This is a genomic window from Rhizobium sp. YJ-22 (assembly GCF_029601685.1).
Classification (GTDB): Bacteria; Pseudomonadota; Alphaproteobacteria; order Rhizobiales; family Rhizobiaceae; genus Metarhizobium.
Genome location: NZ_JARRIR010000007.1, coordinates 228,202 through 250,666 on the forward strand (window position 1 = coordinate 228,202; position 22,465 = coordinate 250,666).

Annotated in this window: 25 protein-coding genes; 16 read left to right on the plus strand and 9 right to left on the minus strand. The window is 63.9% G+C overall.

Going from position 1 to position 22,465, the window contains the following annotated elements; translation table 11 throughout:
* The first annotated feature begins 168 nt into the window (after positions 1-168).
* Positions 169-801, plus strand: a complete 633-nt coding sequence (locus tag P7F60_RS17715; RefSeq protein WP_277919069.1) for a hypothetical protein — start codon at positions 169-171, stop codon at positions 799-801.
* A gap of 87 nt (positions 802-888) precedes the next feature.
* Here P7F60_RS17715 and P7F60_RS17720 read toward each other — a convergent pair whose 3' ends face one another.
* From P7F60_RS17720 to P7F60_RS17730, 3 genes are all read right to left on the minus strand, one after another.
* A complete protein-coding gene (locus P7F60_RS17720; RefSeq protein ID WP_277919070.1) occupies positions 889-1,311 on the minus strand; it encodes a hypothetical protein in 423 nt (140 codons plus the stop codon).
* The gene (locus tag P7F60_RS17725) at positions 1,308-1,757 is read right to left on the minus strand and encodes a hypothetical protein (RefSeq protein ID WP_277919071.1); all 450 of its coding nucleotides are present in this window, start codon (positions 1,755-1,757) and stop codon (positions 1,308-1,310) included. The genes P7F60_RS17720 and P7F60_RS17725 overlap by 4 nt, the downstream gene beginning before the upstream one ends.
* Positions 1,758-1,832: 75 nt before the next feature.
* Positions 1,833-2,249 (minus strand): hypothetical protein, encoded by a 417-nt coding sequence (locus P7F60_RS17730; RefSeq protein WP_277919072.1) that lies wholly within the window; start codon positions 2,247-2,249, stop codon positions 1,833-1,835.
* Between the two features lie 358 nt (positions 2,250-2,607).
* Between P7F60_RS17730 and P7F60_RS17735 the strand changes: the two genes are divergently transcribed.
* Positions 2,608-3,831, plus strand: a complete 1,224-nt coding sequence (locus P7F60_RS17735; protein ID WP_277919074.1) for a PAS domain-containing sensor histidine kinase — start codon at positions 2,608-2,610, stop codon at positions 3,829-3,831.
* Positions 3,818-4,513, plus strand: coding sequence for a response regulator transcription factor (locus P7F60_RS17740; protein WP_277919075.1), 696 nt, complete (start codon positions 3,818-3,820; stop codon positions 4,511-4,513). The genes P7F60_RS17735 and P7F60_RS17740 overlap by 14 nt, the downstream gene beginning before the upstream one ends.
* Positions 4,514-4,522: 9 nt before the next feature.
* On the opposite strand, the gene P7F60_RS17745 is transcribed toward P7F60_RS17740, so the two are convergent.
* The 3 genes from P7F60_RS17745 to P7F60_RS17755 form a co-directional block, all read right to left on the minus strand.
* On the minus strand, positions 4,523-6,166 hold the full coding sequence (locus P7F60_RS17745) for a Na+/H+ antiporter (protein ID WP_277919076.1): 1,644 nt from the start codon (positions 6,164-6,166) through the stop codon (positions 4,523-4,525).
* Between the two features lie 87 nt (positions 6,167-6,253).
* Entirely contained in the window at positions 6,254-7,462 is a 1,209-nt protein-coding gene (locus P7F60_RS17750; RefSeq protein WP_277919077.1) for an MFS transporter, read from the minus strand.
* A gap of 197 nt (positions 7,463-7,659) precedes the next feature.
* Positions 7,660-7,863, minus strand: a complete 204-nt coding sequence (locus P7F60_RS17755) for a cold-shock protein (protein WP_277919078.1) — start codon at positions 7,861-7,863, stop codon at positions 7,660-7,662.
* Between the two features lie 298 nt (positions 7,864-8,161).
* Here P7F60_RS17755 and P7F60_RS17760 point away from each other — a divergent pair, with 298 nt between their 5' ends.
* The 4 genes from P7F60_RS17760 to P7F60_RS17775 all read left to right on the plus strand — a co-directional run bounded on the left by P7F60_RS17760 (position 8,162) and on the right by P7F60_RS17775 (position 10,428).
* Complete coding sequence (locus tag P7F60_RS17760; protein ID WP_277919079.1) at positions 8,162-9,004, plus strand: isocitrate lyase/phosphoenolpyruvate mutase family protein; 843 nt, start codon at positions 8,162-8,164, stop codon at positions 9,002-9,004.
* A gap of 86 nt (positions 9,005-9,090) precedes the next feature.
* On the plus strand, positions 9,091-9,405 hold the full coding sequence (locus tag P7F60_RS17765) for a metalloregulator ArsR/SmtB family transcription factor (protein WP_277919080.1): 315 nt from the start codon (positions 9,091-9,093) through the stop codon (positions 9,403-9,405).
* Positions 9,402-9,761, plus strand: a complete 360-nt coding sequence (locus P7F60_RS17770; RefSeq protein WP_277919081.1) for a hypothetical protein — start codon at positions 9,402-9,404, stop codon at positions 9,759-9,761. Before P7F60_RS17765 ends, P7F60_RS17770 begins: the two co-directional genes overlap by 4 nt.
* Before the next feature lie 46 nt (positions 9,762-9,807).
* Entirely contained in the window at positions 9,808-10,428 is a 621-nt protein-coding gene (locus tag P7F60_RS17775; RefSeq protein WP_277919082.1) for an ATP-dependent Clp protease proteolytic subunit, read from the plus strand.
* Positions 10,429-10,464: 36 nt separating this feature from the next.
* On the opposite strand, the gene P7F60_RS17780 is transcribed toward P7F60_RS17775, so the two are convergent.
* Positions 10,465-11,781: an aspartate aminotransferase family protein gene (locus P7F60_RS17780; protein ID WP_277919083.1), complete on the minus strand. Its 1,317-nt coding sequence runs from the start codon at positions 11,779-11,781 to the stop codon at positions 10,465-10,467.
* A gap of 3 nt (positions 11,782-11,784) precedes the next feature.
* Positions 11,785-12,795 carry a phosphotransferase gene (locus tag P7F60_RS17785; RefSeq protein WP_277919084.1) on the minus strand — a complete coding sequence of 337 codons (1,011 nt, stop codon included), beginning with the start codon at positions 12,793-12,795 and terminating at the stop codon, positions 11,785-11,787.
* Between the two features lie 118 nt (positions 12,796-12,913).
* Between P7F60_RS17785 and P7F60_RS17790 the strand changes: the two genes are divergently transcribed.
* From P7F60_RS17790 to P7F60_RS17815, 6 genes are all read left to right on the plus strand, one after another.
* Positions 12,914-13,591, plus strand: coding sequence for a GntR family transcriptional regulator (locus tag P7F60_RS17790; protein WP_277919085.1), 678 nt, complete (start codon positions 12,914-12,916; stop codon positions 13,589-13,591).
* An 87-nt stretch (positions 13,592-13,678) separates the two neighbouring features.
* Positions 13,679-14,398: an SDR family oxidoreductase gene (locus P7F60_RS17795; protein WP_277919194.1), complete on the plus strand. Its 720-nt coding sequence runs from the start codon at positions 13,679-13,681 to the stop codon at positions 14,396-14,398.
* A gap of 305 nt (positions 14,399-14,703) precedes the next feature.
* Positions 14,704-15,747, plus strand: a complete 1,044-nt coding sequence (locus P7F60_RS17800; RefSeq protein WP_277919086.1) for an ABC transporter substrate-binding protein — start codon at positions 14,704-14,706, stop codon at positions 15,745-15,747.
* A gap of 129 nt (positions 15,748-15,876) precedes the next feature.
* A complete protein-coding gene (locus P7F60_RS17805; RefSeq protein WP_277919087.1) occupies positions 15,877-16,953 on the plus strand; it encodes an ABC transporter ATP-binding protein in 1,077 nt (358 codons plus the stop codon).
* Positions 16,950-18,128, plus strand: coding sequence for an ABC transporter permease (locus P7F60_RS17810; RefSeq protein WP_277919088.1), 1,179 nt, complete (start codon positions 16,950-16,952; stop codon positions 18,126-18,128). Before P7F60_RS17805 ends, P7F60_RS17810 begins: the two co-directional genes overlap by 4 nt.
* A gap of 2 nt (positions 18,129-18,130) precedes the next feature.
* A complete protein-coding gene (locus tag P7F60_RS17815; RefSeq protein WP_277919089.1) occupies positions 18,131-18,913 on the plus strand; it encodes an ABC transporter permease in 783 nt (260 codons plus the stop codon).
* Between the two features lie 26 nt (positions 18,914-18,939).
* Here the strand turns inward: P7F60_RS17815 and P7F60_RS17820 are convergent, their stop codons facing one another.
* On the minus strand, positions 18,940-19,404 hold the full coding sequence (locus P7F60_RS17820; RefSeq protein WP_277919090.1) for an Lrp/AsnC family transcriptional regulator: 465 nt from the start codon (positions 19,402-19,404) through the stop codon (positions 18,940-18,942).
* Between the two features lie 138 nt (positions 19,405-19,542).
* Between P7F60_RS17820 and P7F60_RS17825 the strand changes: the two genes are divergently transcribed.
* The 3 genes from P7F60_RS17825 to P7F60_RS17835 all read left to right on the plus strand — a co-directional run bounded on the left by P7F60_RS17825 (position 19,543) and on the right by P7F60_RS17835 (position 22,462).
* The gene (locus P7F60_RS17825) at positions 19,543-20,703 is read left to right on the plus strand and encodes an aminotransferase class I/II-fold pyridoxal phosphate-dependent enzyme (RefSeq protein WP_277919091.1); all 1,161 of its coding nucleotides are present in this window, start codon (positions 19,543-19,545) and stop codon (positions 20,701-20,703) included.
* 128 nt (positions 20,704-20,831) lie between these two features.
* Positions 20,832-21,998 carry a tyramine oxidase subunit B gene (locus tag P7F60_RS17830; RefSeq protein ID WP_277919092.1) on the plus strand — a complete coding sequence of 389 codons (1,167 nt, stop codon included), beginning with the start codon at positions 20,832-20,834 and terminating at the stop codon, positions 21,996-21,998.
* A 41-nt stretch (positions 21,999-22,039) separates the two neighbouring features.
* The gene (locus P7F60_RS17835; RefSeq protein ID WP_277919093.1) at positions 22,040-22,462 is read left to right on the plus strand and encodes a Rid family hydrolase; all 423 of its coding nucleotides are present in this window, start codon (positions 22,040-22,042) and stop codon (positions 22,460-22,462) included.
* Positions 22,463-22,465: the final 3 nt, after the last annotated feature.

A 22,465-nucleotide genomic window follows, 5' to 3' on the forward strand; every position in this document is an offset into this window, starting at 1 on the left:
CAGGTCCGCCAAATAGCAGCCGGTTTGCTTTGACATTTTATTTCTCTTGATGAATGCTCTTTCCCGAGATGCCAATGGAAGCATCCGCACCCGAACGGACGCCTGCCGGCGCGAGACATCGGGGATGTGGCGCCCCTCGGCCGTGATCGACTTCAAAAGGGGATTGGCATGATCAATGCGACATTCACCAATGGCAGCTTTTTCACCGAACTGAGCCCGGACGAACGGGCGGGCTTCAAGCCGGGCTCGTGGCGCCTCGTCACCGTTCCCGCGGGAACGAAGCTGTTCAAGCTGAACGACAAGGGGCTGGTCAATCCCTTCAACGGCAAGGTGACGCCCTGGTGGTCGCCGATCGAGCCGTTCCTGGATGACAAGAAGGGTGCGCTCGCCACCTACCAGGATGCCATCGACCAGAATATGGACATGAGCCAGATCGTCCGCCACCTGTCGTCGGTGTGCATCGACTGGAACGAACTCACCGAATTCCAGCAGATCAGGCTGAACGAACCGGCCAAGGCCTTCTGGGGCACCTTCAATCCGATGCCGAAATTTTCCAACGCGCCGTGGAAGGTGTTTGCGCGCGACGGAAATCCGGATTCGAAGGCGACGCTGGCCAAGGTCAAGAAGATGAATTCCATCGAAAAGAAGGATGGCCTGCGCGAAAAGGCCAAGGTCGAAGGGCACCGCGATTCCTGGCAATTGTATATCCCGAACCTGAAGCCGGAAAACTACACGGAATCGCCGATGATCCCGAGCTACAACATGGCCTCGATCGGTATCGCGCTCGGTTATATCAAGTAGACAGAACTGCCGCATGGGCGCCGCGATCCTCTGGAAATCGCGACGAAACAACGGGGCGGCGGAGTTTCGCAAACCGGCGTGATTGCTTCATCTGCGATCGCGCCGGAACGTCGGAAACAGCAATTGCGTGCGGGCCTCTTTTCGCTGTTGTCGCCGGATCGATACCGGCGCCCGGCTCCATCCATCGCTTTCGTCCGCCGCGCAACAGGATAGCGTCTGGCCGGATGAATTCGGTTCGGCATTCGATGCGCCGTTCCCGTTTCCGTCGCTTCGATATCCGTTGCCGTTCCCGCTTCCCGTGTTTCCATTGCCGTTATCGTTGCCGACATTGCCGTTGCCGTTGTCGTTTCCCGAATTTCCGTTGCCGTTGCCGTTTCCCACATTGCCATTGCCGTTGCCATTGCCGCTCCCGGCGAGAGCGGAGCCGGTCGGGCCGAGAGCGAAAACGAGCGACGCGACGATAAGCAGGACATGTGGCGCGCAGCCGGGGATGGGTCGGTCGTCGGTCAATTGCGATTCCCCACGCCGTTATAATTGCCGTTGAATGCGCCGATATTGCCGTTGCCGTTGAACAGTCCGCCGTTGAAATTGCCGTTAAAGGAGCCGGTATTGTGATTGCCGCTGGTGGAGGAGGCATTGTTGTTGCCGTTGAAGGCGCCGACATTGCCGGTTCCGCTGTTGAAGGCGCCGACATTGCCGGTTCCCGAATTGAAGGCGCCGAGATTGCCGCCTGTCGCGAAAACGCCGTTGCCGTTGCCGTTCCCATTGCCGTTGCCGATGCCGATATTGGCGTTGCCGTTCGAATTCCCGTTTCGGAAACCGACATTGCCATTGCCGTTGCCGTTGCCGTTACCGATCCCGGCGGCCATGGCCCCGTTCGTCAGGGGCGCTTCGAGAGAAGCGGAAAGCCCGCATAGCAGCGCCGCTGCCAATATTCGCGTGAAGGTGAGTCCCATTGCAGTTTCCTCCGATGACAAAACGGGACCATCGATACGCTCGTACAGGAAGCGATGGTCCCAACCGTGAAGCGGTCAGTGGTTGCCGTTGCCGTTGAAGTTGCCGTTGAACCCGCCGCGGTTGCTGCCGCCGTTTCCGTTGCCATTGCCAAGGCCGCGATTGCCGTTGCCGTTGACGTTGCCGTTGCCGAAACCGAGGTTGCTGTTGCCGTTCATATTGCCGTTGCCGAAGCCGCCATTGCTGTTGCCGTTCAGGTTCCCGTTGCCGATGCCCCAGTTGCCGTTGCCATTGAGGTTGCCGTTACCGATGCCCCAGTTGCCGTTGCCATTGCCATTGCCGTTGAGGGCGCCGACATTGCTGTTGCCGTTACCGTTGCCGTTGCCGATCCCGAGATTGCCGTTGCCGTTGCCGTTGCCGCTTCCCACCGAGGCGGCTTCGGCATAGCCGGAGAGGGCGAGAACTGCGACCGAGACGAGGATCCACTTTTTCATGACGTTCTCCTTCGTGAGTGTTGACTTGCGCGCCGGCGACCTTCGCTCGACAGCCGAATGATCGTCATTTCCCGAAAGCGCACAATTACGCGCGCCCTCCTGGCGTGTCGGATTGCTTGCCCGGTCCGTGTCAGGCATTTCCCTACATACCCTGCCGGATTATTCTGCTAGTAGTTTGCGTCATGGACAGTGCATCGGGTGTATCAGGATCGCCGCCATCGTTTTGTGAGCAGACGACATGCCGCAAACCATTAAGCAAACCGACGTCACGCGCAGGAAAGCAAGAAGATATCTTGCTATCGGTATAGTATCTCTGGTTCTGACCACAGTCTTTCTTTCAGGATATGTTCTGTGGGAAATGGATTTCGGCACGCCGAAGGATGCGGACGATTTTCTTCTCTGTGCGATCGTCATCCTGAATCCGGTGACGGCCTTCTGTCTGATGCAGGCCGGGAAAGAAATGGCCAAGGTGGCCGCCAGCCGCTTGCGGGCGCAACAGGAGGCCGAACGCCAGAGGCTGCGGCTCGAAGCCATCATGGAACAGATGCCGGTGGGGATCGTCCTCGTCAACGCCGCGCACGACATGGTGCTTGCCAATGGCAGCTATTACGAGCTGTTCCAGATCGAGCACGAGCTGGCGGTGGCGACGAAATCGCGCGGTCGCCTGAACCTCCACACGCCGGATGGTGACGTCTATCCCCTGGAGCGATGGCCAGGGTCGCGCGTGCTCGCCACCGGCCGGCCGGTGCTCAACGAGGAGCTTTTCGTCGAGAGGACGGACGGCAAGAGAATCTACCTCCTCGTCAATGCCGCGCCGATCGTCGATTCCTCGGGCGATACAAGCGTCGTCGTCACCTATTGCGATATCACCGATCGCAAGATCGCCGAGGAAAACAACAATATACTGCTGCGGCGGGTCCTCGGCGCCCAGGAGGAGGAGCGCCTCAGGATAGCGCGCGAACTGCATGACCAAATCGGTCAGGACCTGACGGTTCTCTCGCTCGGGCTGAAGACGCTTGAAACTTCTGCGGACCCGGCTCAAATTGAGCGGATCAGGGGATTGCGCCATGCGGTCGGCCTGATGAACGATCATGTGCGCCACCTGACCGCCTCGCTCCGGCCGTTGACGTTGAGCGATCTCGGACTCAGCCACGCGCTGGAGGATCTGGTCAACGACTGGGGCAAGCGGCTTGGAATTCGCGTGGGCACCGATCTGCATGCGCTCGATATCGAAATCTCGGAACTCGCCAGCATCGTCATCTACCGCGTCGTTCAGGAGGCAATCACCAACATCGCCAAGCATGCCCATGCATCCACGTTAAGAGTGGCCGCCAGACGCTCCGGCTCCGTGCTGAGGATCGTCGTCAGCGATGACGGCGCAGGCTTCGAGGCCGGCCCGCTGCAGAACATATCCGGAAAATGTTTCGGTCTTGCCGGAATGTCGGAGCGATTGTCGATGATCGGGGGGCACCTGCGCATCGAGAGCCATATTGGAAAAGGAACCGATGTCGTCGCCTCGGTTCCGTTAAAAATGGTGTTGAACGATGACAAGACAAACGACATCTCGGTTGCTGATTGTTGACGACCATCCTCTCATTCTCTCGGGAATTCAGGCGCTGCTGGAAGGGCAGGCCGATCTCGACGTGATCGGCACCGCCCAGACCGCGCATGCGGCCCTGGAGGCGGTCAGGCTCTGCCGTCCCGATCTGGTCATTGCCGACGGCACCTTGCCCGACATGAGCGGGATAACCCTGGTGCGGCGCATCCGGGAAACCTGCCCCGGCATCCTGACGCTGGCGCTGACGCTGCACGACGAAGGCCCCTATATCCGGGAATTCGTCAAGGCGGGCGTCAATGGCTTCGTCCTGAAGCGCTCGGCGGCGGAGGATCTGCTGCATGCCGTCCGCGCCGTCCTGCATGGCGGAACCTATATCGATCCCGCCGTCATGTCGAAGATATGCTCGATCGTTCCGGACAACGCGATCCAGACGGACGTGCTGAGCGAACGCGAGGAATGCGTCGTCCGCCTGGTGGCGGAAGGTTTCAGCAACAAGGAAATTTCCCGCCGCCTGGCGGTCAGCGTCAAGACGATCGAAACCTACCGGGCGCGCGCCTGTGAAAAACTCGGCATCCACAACCGCGCCGCCCTCGTGCGCCACGCCCTGAAGGAAGGCTGGCTGGCGCAGAACATATTGCCATCCGACTACACGGTCGCGAGCGTCGAGACCGGCCGGCTGTACTCGCCGTTGCGGGCCCGCCCGTGAGCCGGCAGGCTATCCGGGAGAAGCGTATCGTGCTTCCATGAGATCGGCCTCGCGCACCAGCTTGCGCACCAGGTCGTCGGACAGCTTCCTGGCGCGGCCGAGGCGGTAGATTTCGTCGCGCTCGGCCCGTACGGCGGCCAGCCGCAGGCGGCGCTCGACCTGTTCCAGATGCTGCGCCTGCTCCGCCTCGTCGCCGGTCTTCGAATGACCGTTGATCCTCTGGCGGTAAAGCTCCATCAACCTGCTGCCGACATCGGCATAGAGATCGGCGTCGCCGCGGCCTTCGCCAAGTTCGTGCTGCAAGCGTTCGACCATGCGGATCGCCGCCGCGGCGGCGGCGATGCGGGCGGCGTCCTCCTCGCGCTGGTGACTGGGTTCCGGCGGCAGCTCGAGATTGGAGAGCAGGAAGGGCAGCCCGATGCTGGCGGCGATCAGCGAGGCGATGATGACGCCCGCCGCCAGAAAGATCGCCAGATCGCGCGCCGGAAACGGCGAACCGTCATACGTGGCCAGCGGCAGGGTCAGGATGCCGGCCAGGGTGATGGCGCCGCGCACGCCGGCGAGCGAGACCGCCACCACCAGCCGCCAGTTCGGCTTGGCGATCGCCCGCCCCTTGCGCGCCGCGCGATAGAGCGTGAAGCGCAGGGACACCCAAACCCAGAGCAGGCGCAGCAGCGCCAATGCGACGTTGATCGCCACGACATAGATGACAAGCCAGATCGGTTCGTGATGGCCGGTATCGGTCACCACCTGCGCGGCGCCGGCGACGATGCTCGGCAACTGTTCGCCGAACAGCACGAAGATGACGCCGTTGAGGGTGAACTGCACCATGTCCCAGACGGCGCCGCGCCGCACCCGGGTCGCGGCGAGCGTATGCCCGCTTTGCTCCGCATAACTCATGGTGATCCCGGCCGCGACGGCGGCAAGAATGCCGGAGCAATGCAGTTTTTCCGCCAGAAGATAAGCGCCGAACGGGATGAGAAGACTGACGAGGATCTGCGAACCCGGCTCCTCGCCAAGCTTGCGCGTCAGGATGTCCTTGACCTTCATCACCACCCAGGTCACGCCGGCGCCGATGACGATGCCGCCGAGCGAAAGCCACAGGAAGGTGCCGAAGGCCGATGTCAGCGAGAACGTGCCCGTCAGCGCCGCAGCAACCGCAAACCGCATGCAGACGAGGCCGGAGGCGTCGTTCAGCAGCGATTCGCCTTCGAGAATATGCATCACCCGCTTGGGGATCGGCACGCGGGCGGTGATCGCCGACACCGCGATCGGATCGGTCGGCGACACGATCGCGGCGAGCGCGAAGGCGACCGCCAGCGGCATCGACGGGATCATCCAGTGAATGAACAGGCCGACGCCGAGAACCGTGAAAACCACGAGTCCGAGCGCCAGCTCAAGGATGGTTCCCTTGTCGCGAAACAGCCCTTCCTTGGGAATGCGCCAGCCATCGAGGAACAGAAGCGGCGGCAAGAACAGCAGGAAGAAGATATGCGGTTCGAGCGCCACCTTCGAGCCCGTGACGCCGGCGATCGCCGCGCCGAGCGCGATCTGCACCAGGGGCAGGGGAATGGCGACCGGCGAAAGCCGCGCCAGCGTGCCGCTGACGACGACGGCAAGCAAGAGGATGAGGGCGATGCCGATGCTTTCCATGCGCTATCCCTGTCTGGTCTGCACGCCGAGTTTAGGAAAGGCGGCGGGCCAGGACAAGGTCGGCTGCCGATCATGGCGTGCGGACCGTTATGCGGCGGCGTTCTCGATCTTCGGAAGGAACCAGGTGAGAAGTCCGGCAAGCGGCAGGAACGAGCAGATGGTGTAGACGGTCTGGACGCCGTAGCGGTCGGCCAGGATGCCGAGAAGTGCGGCGGCGATGCCGCCAAGTCCGAAGTTCAGGCCATAGAACAGGCCGCCGATCAGGCCAACCCGATGCGGCAGCAGTTCCATCGCATAAATCAGGATCGAGGCGAAGGCGCTGGCCATGATCAGGTTGATCGACACTGTCAGTACGCCGGTCCAGAACAGATCGACATGCGGCAGGATCAGCGTCAGCGGAAGCGGACCCAGGACCGAAATCCAGATGATCCGGTAGCGCCCGATGCGATCGCCGACGATGCCGCCGATCAGCGCGCCGGCCGCCGAGGCCAGCAGGAAGATGAACAGCATCATCTGCGCCGAGGGGATGGAGAGACCGAACCGCTCCATGAGATAGAATGTGTAGAACGACCGGAAGCTTTCGCCATAGGCGTTCTTGGTGAACATCAGCAGCGTCAGGACCACCAGCCCGACGCCGATGGTTGCCGGCGCGTGACGCAGGGTGCCGCCCGCCTTGCCGCCATTCGCCTGCATTGCCGCGAAGGCGGCGCCGATCTCGCGCTGGCGGCTGCCGATCCACACCAGGAGCGCCATCGCCAGCAGCGCCAGCACCGCGAACCAGGCGAGACTCGGCTGTCCCCAGGGCACGATCACCAGCGCCGCGAAGACCGGGCCGAGCGCGCCGCCGGCCTGACCGCCGACCTGGAACAGTCCCTGCGCCAGTCCCTGCCGGCCGCCGGCGGCATAACGCGCCATGCGTGTCGCCTCGGGATGGAAGATGGACGAACCGATGCCGATCAGGGCGACGGAGACGAGGATCACCGCATAGCTGTGCGCAAAGGCGAGGCTGACCCGCCCCGACAGCGTGAACATCATCCCCACGACCGGCGAATAGGGCGCCGGATGCCTGTCCGTGACCATACCGATTGCCGGCTGCAGCAGCGACCCGGCGATCTGGAAGGTCATGGTGATCATGCCGATCTGCACGAAGTCGAGCGCATAGGCGTCCTTCAGGATCGGATAGGCCGCCGGGATCAGCGATTGCATGAGGTCGTTGAGAAGATGGGTGACACCCAGAACGACCAGCACGGCGAGATGCGTCCTGGACCGAATCGTGGCGGGGATGGCGGTTGTCATGTCTGCCTTCGTGACTCACGCGAATACGACCGCGAAAGGTTTGCGGCGATATCCGCAAACCTTCTCGCGTCGTCGAACGCCGTCAAGTGCAAGCGCTTGGCCGGAGCGTTTCCGCTTTTCTTCGAATCGCGAAAACACCTGTCTGTTTGTCTGGTCGCATTCCCGGACGGAAAACCGCTTTGCACTTTTCCCGGAAATTACATCGTGCGGACGTTTTCCGCCTTCGACTTGCCGGTCTTGCGATCCTGGCCGATGTCGTAGCTGACCTTGTCGCCGTCCCTGAGCGGGCCCCCGGACTGGACGGCCGAGATGTGGACAAAGACATCCTGCCCGCCGCTGTCGGGGGTGATGAAGCCAAAGCCCTTGTCCTGATTGAAAAACTTAACGGTACCGGTTGCCATGTGTATCCTCAAGATAGAAGCGGCGTTCTGCCGCCGCCGGAGCTTATGCATCGACCGATGGCCCTGCAACCCTTTATTCGCGCTCCAACCGAGAGATGGACGCATTCCCGAGCATTGTTTCGTTGAAAACCGCACGAAGGCGACGCGACTTCCCAAGATGAGCTCGATTGCCGAGAGCTTGACGTGCCGAAAGCCTGTCCCCGGTGCAAGGCGACCCGACGTCGCCGGGCGCTCTCAATTGTTCACTTTATGTTCGTATCTGCTATAATTCCCAGCACGCCATGACGGGAGGACGACGATGTCGGATCAGCAGGACAGGTATGAGCGATTCAAGGCATTGCATAAGGGCGGGCGCGCCTTCGTCATTCCAAACCCCTGGGATGCGGGTTCGGCGCGCCTGCTGGCCAGTCTCGGTTTCGGTGCGCTGGCGACGACGAGCGCCGGCTATGCTTTTTCGAGGGGCAGGCGGGATTCCTTCGCCAGCCTGACGCGCGGCGAGATCCTCGACAATGCGGCGGAGATCGTCGGCGCCACCGACCTGCCCGTCTCCGCCGATCTCGAGGACGGCTTCGGGGCCGCGCCTGAAGCCTGCGCCGAAACCATTCGCCTCGCCTGCGGCGTCGGGCTGGTCGGCGGTTCGATCGAGGATGCGACGGGCGATCCGGCCGCGCCGATCTATGCGATGTCGCAGGCGGTCGAGCGGGTTCGCGCAGCGGCCGAGGCGGCGCGGGGCCGGCCCTTCCTGCTGACGGCGCGGGCGGAGAATTTTCTCTGGGACAGGCCCGACCTCGACGACACGATCGAAAGGCTGCGCGCCTTTTCCGCCGCCGGCGCCGATGTGCTTTATGCGCCGGGCTTGCCGAGCCTGGAGGCGATCCGCACCGTCTGCGCCGCCGTCGACAAGCCCGTCAATGTGGTGATGGGACTGAAAGGCCCGACATACACCGTCGCCGAACTGTCGGATGCCGGCGTGCGCCGGATCAGCGTCGGCGGTTCTTTCGCGCGGGCGGCGCTGGGGGCCTTGATGCGGGCCGCGGAGGAGGTCCGGAGCGCCGGCACGTTCACCTATGCCCGCGATGCGATTCCGGCCGGCGAGATTACCCGGCTCATGTCGTCGGAAAGGCGCGGCGCGCGAGACTGAGGGAAGGCCGCTTCCCATCCGGCAGTCTTATCGGTCTCCATGCGAGAGGGCTTGCGAATCGCATAAGTACGTGCTTATGTGTTTGCATGATGGAGAATGATATTTTCCGGGCCCTGGCCGATCCGACCCGCCGCGCGATCTTCGAGAAACTGGCGGAGGGCGGCATGAATGCCAGCGCGCTGCGCGAGGGGATGGAGATCAGCCAGCCGGCAATGTCGCAACATCTTGCGGTGTTGCGCGGGGCAGGGCTTGTGCGCGAACAGCGACAGGGCCGTTTCGTGAATTACGAGGTCGATCCCGATGGGCTCGCCCATATCGCGCAATGGCTGGCGAAATACCGCGCCTATTGGCCGGCCCGCATCGAAGCTCTGAAGATCTTGCTGAAGGATATGGATCAATGAAGGATGCGAAGGCCGACGCGCGGGAACACAATATCGAACAGGAATACGATCTGGATGCGCCGCCGGAAAAGGTCTGGCGGGCGATCAGCATCGCGGAATTCCGGGAAAACTGGTTGCCGAAGGCGGCGCTTGCCGATCCCGACGCGGTCGCCGTCATTCCAGGGCAGGCGGTGCGCTACAGGCTGCGCGAGGAGGTTCCGCCCTTTCTGGAAAGCACCGTCACCTTCACCATCGCCCCGAACGCGGCCGGCGGCACCAGCCTGCGGATCGTCCACGAACTGATCGGCGCGCCATCCGCGCGGAGCGGAAGGACCGCCGCCAACGCCAACGCGTTCTCGCTTCTGCGCGCCGCCTGACGCGGCACGCCTTTTCCCCGACAACCTGACAGATTGGAGTTCGCCGATGCGCGAAGCGATGCAACTCGTCCCCATGGTCGTGGAGCAATCCTCGAGAGGGGAGCGCTCTTTCGACATCTATTCCCGACTGCTGCGGGAGCGGATCATCTTTCTCAACGGCGAGGTGAACGATACCGTTTCCGCCCTGGTCTGCGCCCAGCTTCTGTTCCTCGAAGCCGAGAACCCGAAAAAGCCGATCAATCTCTACATCAACTCGCCGGGCGGGGTCGTGACCAGCGGTTTCGCCATGTACGACACGATGCGCTTCATTCGAGCGCCGGTCCACACGCTCTGCATGGGAACGGCCCGCTCGATGGGCTCGTTCCTGCTGATGGCCGGCGCGCCGGGCGAGCGGGTCGCCCTGCCCAATGCCAGCATTCTTGTCCACCAGCCCTCCGGCGGCTTCCAGGGGCAGGCGTCAGACATGGCGATCCATGCCGAGGAGATTCTGAAGACCAAGCAGCGGATGACGCGGCTTTACGCCGAACATTGCGGGCGCGCCTATGATGAATTCGAGCGCGCAATGGACCGGGACCGGTTCATGACCGCCGAGGAGGCGCTGGAATGGGGCCTCATCGACCGCATCCTGCAGGTGCGCAACGAAGGAGTGCATGACGAGCCGGCATGACCCGGGCGCGGCGCGGCCCTGGCGGCAAGGCGCTCCTTACGCCTTCGCCAGCGTGTCGCGCAGGGATTCGACCAGAAGGTCGGCATTGTCGCGCGAGAAGATCAGCGGCGGGCGGATCTTCAGGATATTGGCATGTGGGCCGGAGCCGCTGATCAGCACGCCGCGCTCGCGCAGCCCGTTGACGATGCGGGTGGTCATCGCGGCGTCAGGCGTCTTCCTGTCCGCGTCGGAGACGATTTCCACGCCGACGAACAGGCCGGAACCCCTGACGTCGCCCAGTTGCGGATAGGTCTCGGCAAGCCTGCGAAGCCCCGCCATCAGATGGTTTCCGGTATCGGCGGCATTCCGCTGCAGGTTTTCGCCCAGGATCACCTCCAGAACCGCGCTGCCGGCGGCGGCGGCGACCGGGTTGCCGCCGAAGGTGTTGAAATAGCGCGCCTTCGGGCCGAAATCGGCGATCATTTCCGGCTTCATGACGATGCCGGCCATGGGGTAGCCATTGGCCATGGGCTTGCCGATCGTCACCATGTCGGGCTCGACGCCATGGCGCTGGAAACCCCACATGGCCTCGCCGGTGCGTCCGAAGCCGGGCTGCACCTCGTCGGCTATGAAGAGGCCGCCGGCCTCGCGGATCGCCGCGACGGCGGGCTTGAGAAAGCCCTTGGGACCGGCGAAAATGCCGTCGCTGGAAAAGATCGTGTCGACGATCAGCATGGCAGGTTTGATGCCGTGACGCTTCAGGTCGGCGATGGCGGCGCGCACGTCGCGGCCGAACTTCTCCTGCATCTCCTCGGGCGGAATGCGGTAGCTGTCGGGCGCGGACACGGTGCGCACATGCGCCCCGAGATTGACCGCCTCGCCGAGCGAGGGCGAGAATTCCGCGACCGCGTTCGTCAAGCCGTGATAGGCGAGGCTGGTGATGACGATCCCGCTGCCGCCGGTCACATGCCGGGCGATGCGATACGCCAGGTCGTTCGCCTCGCTGCCGGTACAGGTGAACATCGCCTGCGACAGATAGGCCGGGAAGGTCGCGGTCAGGCGTTCGGCATAGTCGACGATGCCTTCGTGCAGGTAGCGGGTGTGGCTGTTGAGAATGCCGCTCTGGCTGGCCATGGCCTCGACCACGCGCGGATGGCAATGGCCGACCGAGGCGACGTTGTTGTAGGCGTCGAGATACCGGCGGCCGTCCGCGTCGTAAAGCCAGATGCCCTCGCCGCGCACCAGATGCAGCGGGCGCTCGTAGAAAAGGCGATAGGCGGGGCCGAGCACCTTCTCGCGCCGCGCGATCAGCGCCCTTTCCGTTTCGCCGAGCTGTTCGAGGTTCTCGTTCGTGAAGGCATTCACCATCGACATGTTTCAGGCTCCCGATGTCTTTTGAACGAGCCGGTTCAGCCCGTCCGCGCTCAAATCCGATATGGTCTGCAGGCCGCGCCAGGCGGAGGCGTGATTGCGCAGGATATAATCCCGGTTTTCCGGAAACTGCGCCGAGCGCCATTCGGCGATGATGATCGACATGGCGAGCCGCGCGCGCGTCAGCACCGGCAGCAGTTCCAGTTCCGGCGGCGACAGCGGCCGCGCCGCAATGAAGCCCTGGATGAAGGCGCCGGCGCGTTCGTCCCAGTCGTCGCTTGCCAGATGATAGGACAACGCCACGGCGAGGTCGTTGACCAGCGGCGCATGCACCATGTCGCCGAAATCGATGATGCCCGTCACCCGCTCGGGGGCCGCAGGATCCATCAGGATATTGTGCGGATTGAAATCGTTGTGGATGATCTGCCGCCGTTCCAGCGCGGCGATGCGCGGCGCGGCCGCCTCGACCTCGCGCAACACCGCCTCGGCGCGGGGATGACGCTCCTCGCCGACGAAACCGATGAAGGCGCGGAGATCCAGCACATGCGAGATGTCCCACATCAGCTTGCCGACGGGCGGGCGGCCCTGATAGTCCTGCAACCCGATGCCGAGCTCGGCCAGAGCCCGACCGACATTGCGGCTCTGGGCGGCGGAATGGGGGGTTCGATATTGCAGGTCGCCCTGCAGGAAGGTCAGGAGCCGCAGGATGCGGCCGCCTTCGGCGGTCTGCAGCGTGAAGCTGCGCGCGCCCCGGCGCGTCGGCACCAGCCGCGGCACCGGCACATGCGCTGCATATTGCTCCAGATGCAGCAGCGCGCCGTCCTGGAAGGCGAGTGCTGCCGGCTCCTCGGCGGGATTGGCGATCTTGAAGGTGAATTCCCGGCCGTCGGCATCCGTCAGGCGAAACGTGTCGTCGCGTTCGCTGGGCAGCGGCCGGGCCCGGGCGACGAGGCCGTAGATCTCGCCCGCCAGCGCTTCGGCCTCTGTTAGCGCGATCTTGCTCCAGCTGCGCGTCATCGCGTCTTCGCCTTGCGTCCGAACGGGTTTTTCCATCATTATCCTTCCTGCGGCGCTTTACCGAACGCCACAGATGATGCATCATATTGCGCATATTTCAAGGCGGCAGACCGAAACCATGTCCGATTTTACAACGCTGGACCATGAAAACCTCAGCACGGCCGTCTACAATGCCCTGTGCGACGGGTTGATGCAGGGACGCTTCCAGCCGGGCGACCGCCTGAAGATCCGCGACCTGGCCGAGCAGTTCGGCACCAGCGTCACGCCCATCCGGGACGCCATCCTGCGGCTGGCCCATGACGAGGCGATCACCTTTCGCTCGCCGCGCGACATCCGCATCCCACAAATGAAGGAGGCGCGCTACCGGGAAATCCGCGCCATTCGCATCCGCCTGGAGGGGCTTGCCGCCGAAACGGCGGCGCAGACCGCAACGCGAACCCAGATCGATCTCCTGGAAAACATCCTGCGCGACAATGAAAAGGCCTTGGCCGAAGGCGATCGACGCAAGGGCAGCGCGCTCAACCAGGCTTTCCATTTCATGCTGCCGCAGATCGCCGGGCTGCCGGTGCTGACCGGCGTCCTGCGACGGTTATGGCTGCAGATGGGGCCTCTGATTGCCGATTCCTATCTGCAGGGCGGGCGCACGATGATCGACTATCACTATCCGGTGGTCGAGGCGCTGAAGCGCCATGACGGCGCTGGAGCGGCGATGGCGATCATCGACGATATCCAGCTCGGCGGGCAGGCCGTTCTGGCGAATGTGCTCGCCCATGACGGCGTCGCTGTAAACGCATGAACGATCGCCCCTTGCATTTTCGGATGCAGCAATTACGATGTATCAAACATCGACGGAGAACGCCGCATGACCGCTGAACGCCCCACCATGCTGCTGACGGGCGCGAGCCGAGGCATCGGACACGCAACGGTGAAACTGTTCCAGTCGAAGGGCTGGCGCATCCTCACGGTTTCCCGCCAGCCCTTTTCGGAGGAATGTGCCTGGCCCGAGGCGCGCGAGAGCCATATCCAGGCCGACCTCGCCGATCTCTCCCAAATTGATCGGCTTGCGGACGTGGTGCGCGAGCGCCTGCCGAGCGGCAGGCTGCAGGCGTTGGTCAACAATGCCGGCATATCCCCGAAGGGGCCGAACCGCAGCCGACTCGGCGTCGCCGACAGCACCGCCGACGTCTGGACGCAGGTGCTGAACGTCAATCTGGTGTCCACGGCATTGCTGGCCCGCGCGCTGCTGCCGCAACTGGAAGCCGCCCGCGGTTCCATCGTCAACGTCACCTCGATCGCCGGCTCGCGCGTCCATCCTTTCGCGGGCGTCGCCTATGCCGCATCCAAGGCGGGGCTTGCGGCGCTGACGCGGGAAATGGCGCATGAATTCGGCAAGCGCGGCGTGCGCGCCAATGCGATCGCGCCCGGCGAGATCGAAACCTCGATCCTGTCGCCCGGCACGGAGGCGCTGGTGGCGGCGGAAGTGCCGATGGGCCGGCTGGGCGAGCCCCGTGAAGTTGCCGAAACCATCTATTTCCTGTGCACCGAGCAGTCGTCCTACATCAACGGCGCCGAAATCCACATCAATGGCGGCCAACACGTCTGAGTTTAGCAAAGCGCAAGAAACGCAAGAATAGCGTTGACCGGACGGGCGCGGAATGCACCATACGGGAAAACGCCGAAGGGAGGAAAAGGGCGGCGCCGATGCGGCGGACGAGCGTGAGGAAACGCTTGGCCGCGAGCCGGGAACGCCACGACAACGCACCGATCTCTCCAGGAAACGACGCAGCCGTGAAGCCCGCATGAAGAGGCGAGCGGCGGGTGTTTCGGTGAACGCCGGATATCCGGGCCGGACACCGTCGGTTCCGAAGCCGCAAAAACAATATCTGAAACCGGAAAAGGGGAATGCAAATGAAAACAGGACTGAAATCCGGCCTGGTCGCCGCAATGCTGACTGCTGGGCTGGCCGCACCCGCCCTGGCGCGCGATCTGACCGTGGTCTCGTGGGGCGGCAACTATCAGGACGGACAGCGCGAGATCTATTTCAAGCCGTTCGCGGAAAAGACCGGCAAGCCGCTGCTCGACGAAGCCTGGGATGGCGGCATCGGCGTGCTTCAGGCCAAGGTGAAGGCCGGCGCGCCGAACTGGGATGCGGTGCAGGTGGAAGCCGAGGAACTGGCGCTGGGCTGTTCCGACGGACTGTACGAAAAGATCGACTGGAACAAGATGGGCGGCAAGGACAAGTTCCTCGACTCCGCCGTCAATGATTGCGGCGTCGGCGCCATCGTCTGGTCCACGGCCATCGCCTATGACGGCGACAAGCTGAAGGACGGCCCGAAGTCCTGGGCGGATTTCTGGGACGTCAAGAAATTCCCCGGCAAGCGCTCGCTGCGCAAGGGGCCGAAATACACGCTCGAATTCGCGCTGCTGGCCGACGGCGTTTCCAAGGACAAGGTCTACGAGGTGCTGGCGACCGACGAGGGCGTCGAGCGCGCCTTCAAGAAGCTCGACGAATTGAAGCCGAACATCGTCTGGTGGGAATCCGGCGCCCAGCCGCTGCAGTTCCTTGCCTCCGGCGAAGTGGCCATGACCTCGGCCTATAACGGCCGCATCACCGGCATCAACCGCACGGAAGGCAAGAATTTCAAGGTGGTCTGGCCGGGCAGCATCTATGCCGTCGACAGTTGGGTCGTCCTCAAGGATGCGGCAAACAAGGATGCGGCGCAGGACTTCATCGCTTTCGCCAGCCTGCCGGAAAACCAGTCGAAGCTGCCGAAATACGTGGCCTACGGCCTGCCGAACAAGGCGGCCGCCGCCGAGGTTCCGGCCGATCTCGCCAAGGATCTGCCGACCAATCCGCAAAACATGACCGAAGCCATTTCGCTCAACACGGATTTCTGGATCGACAACGCCGAAACCTTGACGCAGCGCTTCAACGCCTGGCTCGCCAAGTAAGCCATCCCTCGGCAATCGCGTGACGGGGAGCGCCGGCGCGGCTTGTGGCCGGCGCCTCCTCCATCCCGCGCGCGGCGGCGTATCCGGTTCCCTCGCGGCTTACCGGGCCGGCCGCCCTGTCCGGACACCATGGAGCATCTCGTGGCCGAATTCATCCGGTTTGATCAGATCACCAAATTCTACGGCGCGCTGTGCGTAGTCGAAAATCTCACGCTCGGCATCGACAAGGGCGAATTCGTCAGCCTGCTTGGCCCATCGGGATCTGGCAAGACGACGCTGCTGATGATGCTGGCCGGCTTCGAGGCGCCGACATCGGGCGAGATCGTCGTCAACGGCCTCGCCATCAACGGCGTGCCGACCCACAAGCGCGACATGGGCGTGGTCTTCCAGAGCTACGCGCTGTTTCCGCATATGAGCGTCGGCGAGAATATCGCCTTTCCCCTGCAGATGCGCGGCACCGCAAGGGCCGAGATCGAGCAGCGCGTCGCCCGGGCGCTGGACATGGTGCAGCTTTCGGCGTTGCGCGACCGCTGGCCGTCGCAATTGTCCGGCGGCCAGCAGCAGCGCGTCGCGCTCGCCCGGGCGCTGGTGTTCGAACCGCGCGTGGTGTTGATGGACGAGCCGCTCGGTGCGCTCGACAAGCAGTTGCGCGAGCAGATGCAGCTCGATATCCGCGACCTTCACCGCCGGCTCGGCCTCACCATCGTCTTCGTCACGCATGACCAGTCGGAGGCGCTGACCATGTCGGATCGCGTCGCCGTCTTCAACAAGGGCAAGATCGAGCAGATCGGCACGCCCCGGCAGGTCTATGACCAGCCGGCCACCCGTTTCGTCGCCGAATTCATCGGCGAGACCAATCTGGTCGAGGGCGTGGTGGAGCGGGTTTCGGGCGGGGAGGCGCTGGTGAAGCTGCCCTCCGGCGCGACGCTGTGTGCGGTCGCCGACAGCGCTGTCGTGGGGCAGACCGTCCATCTCTCCATCCGGCCGGAACGCATCGACCTTTCCGACAGCCGCAGGCCAGGCGGCAATAGCCTGGAAACCGAGGTCACCGACAGCGTCTACCAGGGCGATCATCTGCGGGTGCAGTTGAAGAACCCGGCGCATCCGCTGATCGCCAAGCTTGGCCGCCGCTCGCAGGAATATCCGCCGGGAACGAAAATCTACGCCTCCTTCGCCGCGGACGATTGCCGGGTGATCGCGCCATGACGCGTCTTCGCTCCCGCACGGCGCGGTCGCTGCTGCTGCTTGCGCCGCTTTTCGTCTTTCTCGTCTGGTTTTTCGTCTGGCCGCTCGTCGGAATGATGTCGCAATCGGTTTCGGATTCGGCGGTGCTGAATCTCCTGCCGCGCAGCGCCGGAATTCTTACGAACTGGGACCGTCGATCCGCGCCGAGCGCCGAAATGCAACAGGCCCTGATCGCGGATCTGAGGGCTGTCCAGGATACCCAGGCACTGGGCGACATGGTGCGACGCCTCAACAGCGCCCGCTCCGGCTTCCGCACGCTGATGACCAGGACGGTGTCGGCGGTCTCCGATCCCGCCGGCCCGCCGGCGGATCTGGTTTCGATCGACAAGCGCTGGGAAAAGCCGGAGTTCTGGATCGCCATCGCCGATGCGCTGTCGCCCTACACCGACCGCAACCTGCTGGCCGCCATCGATTTCGGCCGAAATGCTGAGGGCGCGATCGAGAAATTGCCGCCCGACCAGTCCGTGAACCTGGTCATCATGGCCCGCACCTTCTGGATCGCCGCGCTGGTCACCGTCGCCTGCGCCGCCATCGGCTTTCCCTATGCGCTGATCGCCGCCTCCGCCACCGGCTGGAAGCGGGATCTGCTGCTGGGGGCGGTGCTGCTGCCGCTGTGGACCTCGCTCCTGGTGCGAACCGCCGCCTGGTTCATCCTGTTGCAGGAGAAGGGGCTGATCAACGATCTGCTGCTGGCGCTGCATGTGACGAGCGCGCCGCTGGCGCTGATCTTCAACCGTACCGGCGTGATCATCGCCATGACGCATGTCCTGCTGCCGTTCATGGTGCTGCCGGTCTACAGCGTGCTGATCACCATTCCGAAGAACCTGATGCCGGCGGCGGCCTCGCTCGGCGCGCCGCCCTGGCGCGCCTTCGTGCGGGTTCTGCTGCCGCTCAGCCTGCGCGGCATCGCCTCGGGCAGCCTGCTCGTCTTCATCTCGGCGATCGGCTACTACATCACGCCGGCGCTCATCGGCGGCCCCGGCGACCAGATGATCAGTTCCATCATCGCTTTCTATGCCACCGGCACCGCAAACTGGGGCATGGCCGGCGCGCTCGGCGTCGTGCTGCTGGTCGCCACGCTGCTTCTCTACAGCGTCTATGCGCGGATTTCATCCGAAGAGCCGGGGAGGGCCTGATCATGCCGCTGAAGCTCACCCGCGCGGTTTTCGCGTCGCTGACGGTGCTGTTTCTCATCGCGCCGCTCATCGCCATCCTGCCGCTCGCCTTCACCTCGTCCGTCATCCTCACCTATCCGATCCCGTCCTGGTCGCTGCGCTGGTTCGAGGAACTGTTCACGGCGGACGCCTGGCGGCGGGCGATCGTCAACAGCCTGATCATCGGCGGCGGCACGACGGCGGTGGCGACCGTGCTCGGCACTGCCGCCTCGCTCGGCCTGCGCAATCATCTGCTGTTCTTTCGCGGATCGTTCCGCACGCTGTTTCTGCTGCCCATGGTGGTGCCGGCTGTGGTGCTCGGCGTCGGGCTGCAGGTGCTGCTCGCGCGCCTCGGCCTGGCGAACAGCTATGCCGGCGTCATCATCGCCCATACGGTCGTGGCCGTGCCTTTCGTCGTCGTCAGCGTCACCGGGGCGCTTTCGGGCATCGACAGGCGGGTGGAGCTTGCCGCGCAAAGCCTCGGCGCAGCGCCGGCCACCGTCTTCCGGCGGGTGACCTTGCCGCTTGCCATGCCCGGCGTGCTCTCTGGCGCGGTGCTGGCCTTCGCCACCTCGCTGGACGAGGTGGTGCTGACGCTTTTCGTCGCCGGCCCGAACCAGCGGACGCTGGCGCGGCAGATGTTTTCCAGCATCCGCGAGAATATCAGCCCGGCCATCGCCGCGGCGGCCTTCCTGTTCATCGTCGCCACGGTGGTGATCGGCCTTGCCCTGGTTTTGTCGCGCTCGATGATGGCGAAGCGGCGCTGATCGCGCCGGCCGGCCGTCGCGACCGCTTACTTGCGCGCAGTCGGCCCGATCACCTCCTGCATCGCGACATAGGTGTGATATTCGGAAACGGTCTCGTCTTCATGGAATACTTCGCGTGCGAATTCCGCATATGCGGCCATGCTTTCCACTTGCAGGCGCAGCACGAAATCGGCGCCGCCGGTCACGTATGATGCCTGCTTGACTTCGGGGCGGCGTTTGAGCTTGCGCGCGAAGGCGCCGTAGGTGCGCGATCCTTGATCGATGCGCACGAGTACATGGATGGTGACGGGCACGCCGAGGACTTCGGGGCTCACGACCGAAATGTCTGCCGTGATGACCCGCTCGGCGCGCAACCGGCGCAGGCGCCGCAAGACGGCGCTCTGCGACAGGCCGACGCGTTCGGCCAGAACGCGCGCCGGCGTCTGGTTGTCGACCTGGACTTCGCGCAGCAAGGCGTGATCGAAATGATCGAGCTCGACTGTTTTCGCCATCATCCACCCAAAAAGCGATCAAATCAGGCAAGGGATAACCGGAATTGCCGAATTTGTCTCCTTTCTTTCGGGCATGATGCGCTCCAGCCCATCGGATGGACCGGGCAGGCTGGTTCAACGGGCAGCGGATGGACGGGAATGGATTCGAGGAATTGGACAAGGCGGTCGCTGGCCGCCCAGGCGATGGGCAAGATCGATGCGCAGACCAGGGCTGTCGTGCCGCCGATCCATGTGGCGACAACCTATATCCGCGACGAGGACAATGGCTATTCCTCCGGCTTCGTCTATGGCCGTCCCGACAATGAAACGATCCGCGAGGCGGAAAGCGTGCTGGCCATGCTCGAGGAGGCCGAGGCCGGCGCGTTTCTGTTCGGTTCGGGCATGGCGGCGGCCACCGCCGTCTTCCAGGCGCTTTCGCCGGGCGATCATGTCGTCGCCTCCAAGGTGATGTATTGGGCGTTGCGCGCCTGGCTGCTCACCGAGGCGACGCGCTGGGGCCTCAGCATCGAATTCGTCGAAACGGACGATCTCGTCGCGCTGCGGGACGCGATGAAGCCTGGCGTTACCAGGCTGGTGTGGGTGGAAACGCCGTCGAACCCGTTGTGGACGATCACCGACATCGCGGCGGCCGCCGAGATCGCCCATGCGGCGGGCGCGAAGCTTGCCGTCGATTCCACCTGCGCATCGCCGGTGCATACACGGCCGCTGACGCTTGGCGCCGATATCGTCATGCATGCGGCCACCAAGGTGCTGAACGGACATTCCGACGTCGTGGCCGGCGCGCTCTGCGCACGGGAAGACGACGCCTTCTGGAACCGCATCAAGACGGTGCGAAGAAGCCAGGGCGGCATTCTCGGCCCGTTCGAGGCCTATCTGCTGATGCGCGGCATGCGCACGCTGCATGTCCGGCAGGAGCGGCAATCGGCCTCCGCCATGGCGCTTGCCGAGCGGCTGTCTTCGCATCCGCTGGTGACGCGTGTGCTCTATCCCGGTCTCCCCCAGCATCCCGGCCACGACATCGCCGCCCGCCAGATGGAAGGCGGCTTCGGTTACATGCTCTCCATCCAGGTGGCTGGCGGAGAGGCCGCGGCGGTCAGGACGGCGGCCGGGGTCCAACTGTACAAGCGGGCGACCTCGCTTGGCGGCGTCGAGAGCCTGATCGAGCATCGGGCTTCCATCGAAGGCGCCGGTTCGCCCTGCCCGCCGGACCTGCTGCGGCTTTCGACCGGCATCGAGGATGTCGACGATCTCCATGCCGATCTCGACCGGGCGCTGCGCGCCGGCCACGGGGCCGGCTGACCGCAGTTGACGCATGCGGAATCGCCGCCGAAATGGCCTGAATTGCAAAATTAACGGCCCGTTCGGTCATTCCTTGTCCCTGCTCTTCATGACAGCTTTTCGACATTCGAAATCATGAGAGTGGTTCCATGCTCAAAGACACCCGCCCCGATGACGCGTCCGTTTCGACGCGGATCGATTTCATCTATCTGTCCGAACCCGACATGATCCGCGCCGGCGTGACCGACATGGCGGCCTGCGTCGACACGATGGAAGAAATGTTCGCTCTCCTGTATCGCGGCGATTATCGCATGGCCGGCGCCAGCAACAATTCCCACGGCTCGATCGTGCTCTTTCCCGAAAACTCTCCCTTTCCGGGCATGCCGACGGCGACGCCCGATCGCCGGTTCATGGCGATGCCGGCCTATCTGGGCGGGCGCTTCCGCACGGCCGGCATGAAATGGTACGGCTCCAACATCGAAAACCGGCAGAAGGGTCTGCCGCGCTCGATTCTCACCTTCGTGCTCAACGACGCCGACACCGGGGCGCCGCTCGCCTTCATGTCGGCCAATCTTCTGTCGGCCTATCGCACCGGCGCGGTGCCGGGGGTAGGAGCACGCCATCTCGCCCGCAAGGATTCGCGCGTGGTCGGCATATTGGGGCCGGGCGTGATGGCGCGAACCTCGCTTTCCGCCTTCATGGCGGTCTGCCCCGGGATCGATACCATCAAGGTCAAGGGCAGGGGCCGCGGCAGCCTCGACGCCTTTCTCGGCTGGGTCAGGGAAACCTTCCCCGGGATCGTCAATATCAGGGTCGTCGACAGCGTCGAGGCGGTGGTGCGCGACAGCGACATCGTCACCTTCTGCAGCTCCGGCGCGACAGGCGATCCCTCGACCTATCCGATGGTGAAGCGTGAATGGGTCGCCCCCGGCACGTTCCTGTCCATGCCGGCGCCCGCCAATATCGACGAGGGCATGGAGACGCCCAATATCCGCAAGGTTCTGGACAATCCCGGCCTCTATGACGCCTGGTACGAGGAAAATCCGAAGCCGGTCCACCGCTTCATCCCGGCGGTCGGCATCCGGTTCCTGGATCTGGTCGAGGAGGGGCGGATGTCCCCCGGCCAGCTCGAGGATCTCGGCAAGATCGTCGCCGCAGACGCGCCGGGGCGGCGCAACGATGACGAAATCATCATCATGTCCGTGGGCGGCATGCCGGTCGAGGATGTCGCCTGGGGAACCGTCGTTTATCGCAACGCCATCCGCCAGGGCATCGGCGTCAAGCTGAACCTCTGGAACGAGCCGGCCCTGCGCTGACCGCGGCGCCCGACCCGGAAGCAGGTTCAGAAAGGAAGACCATGACCGATATCGTGAAAGTCAAGACCGGTTCCCCCTTCGAGGAACGCGGCAGCTATTCCCGTCTCGTCGCCGTCGGCGACCTGATTTTCGTCTCGAACACGGCCGGGCGCAACCCGAGGACCAAGCAGATTTCCAAGGATCTGGCCGAACAGACGCTGCAGGCGCTGTCCAATATCGAAAGCGCGCTCGCCGCCGTCGGCGCCGTGCTGGAGGATGTCGTGGCGGCGCGGGTCTTCGTGCAGTTTCCCGAGCACATCGACACGATCATGGATGCCTATGCGAAGCGCATGCGCGGCATCAATCCGACGCTGACCATGACCTGCCCGCCGCTCGGCGCGCCGATCTACGAGGTCGAGATCGAGGTCACCGCCTATCGCGGCGCCTCCAGAGGCAATATCCGGGAAATCGTCATTTCCCCGTGAGCC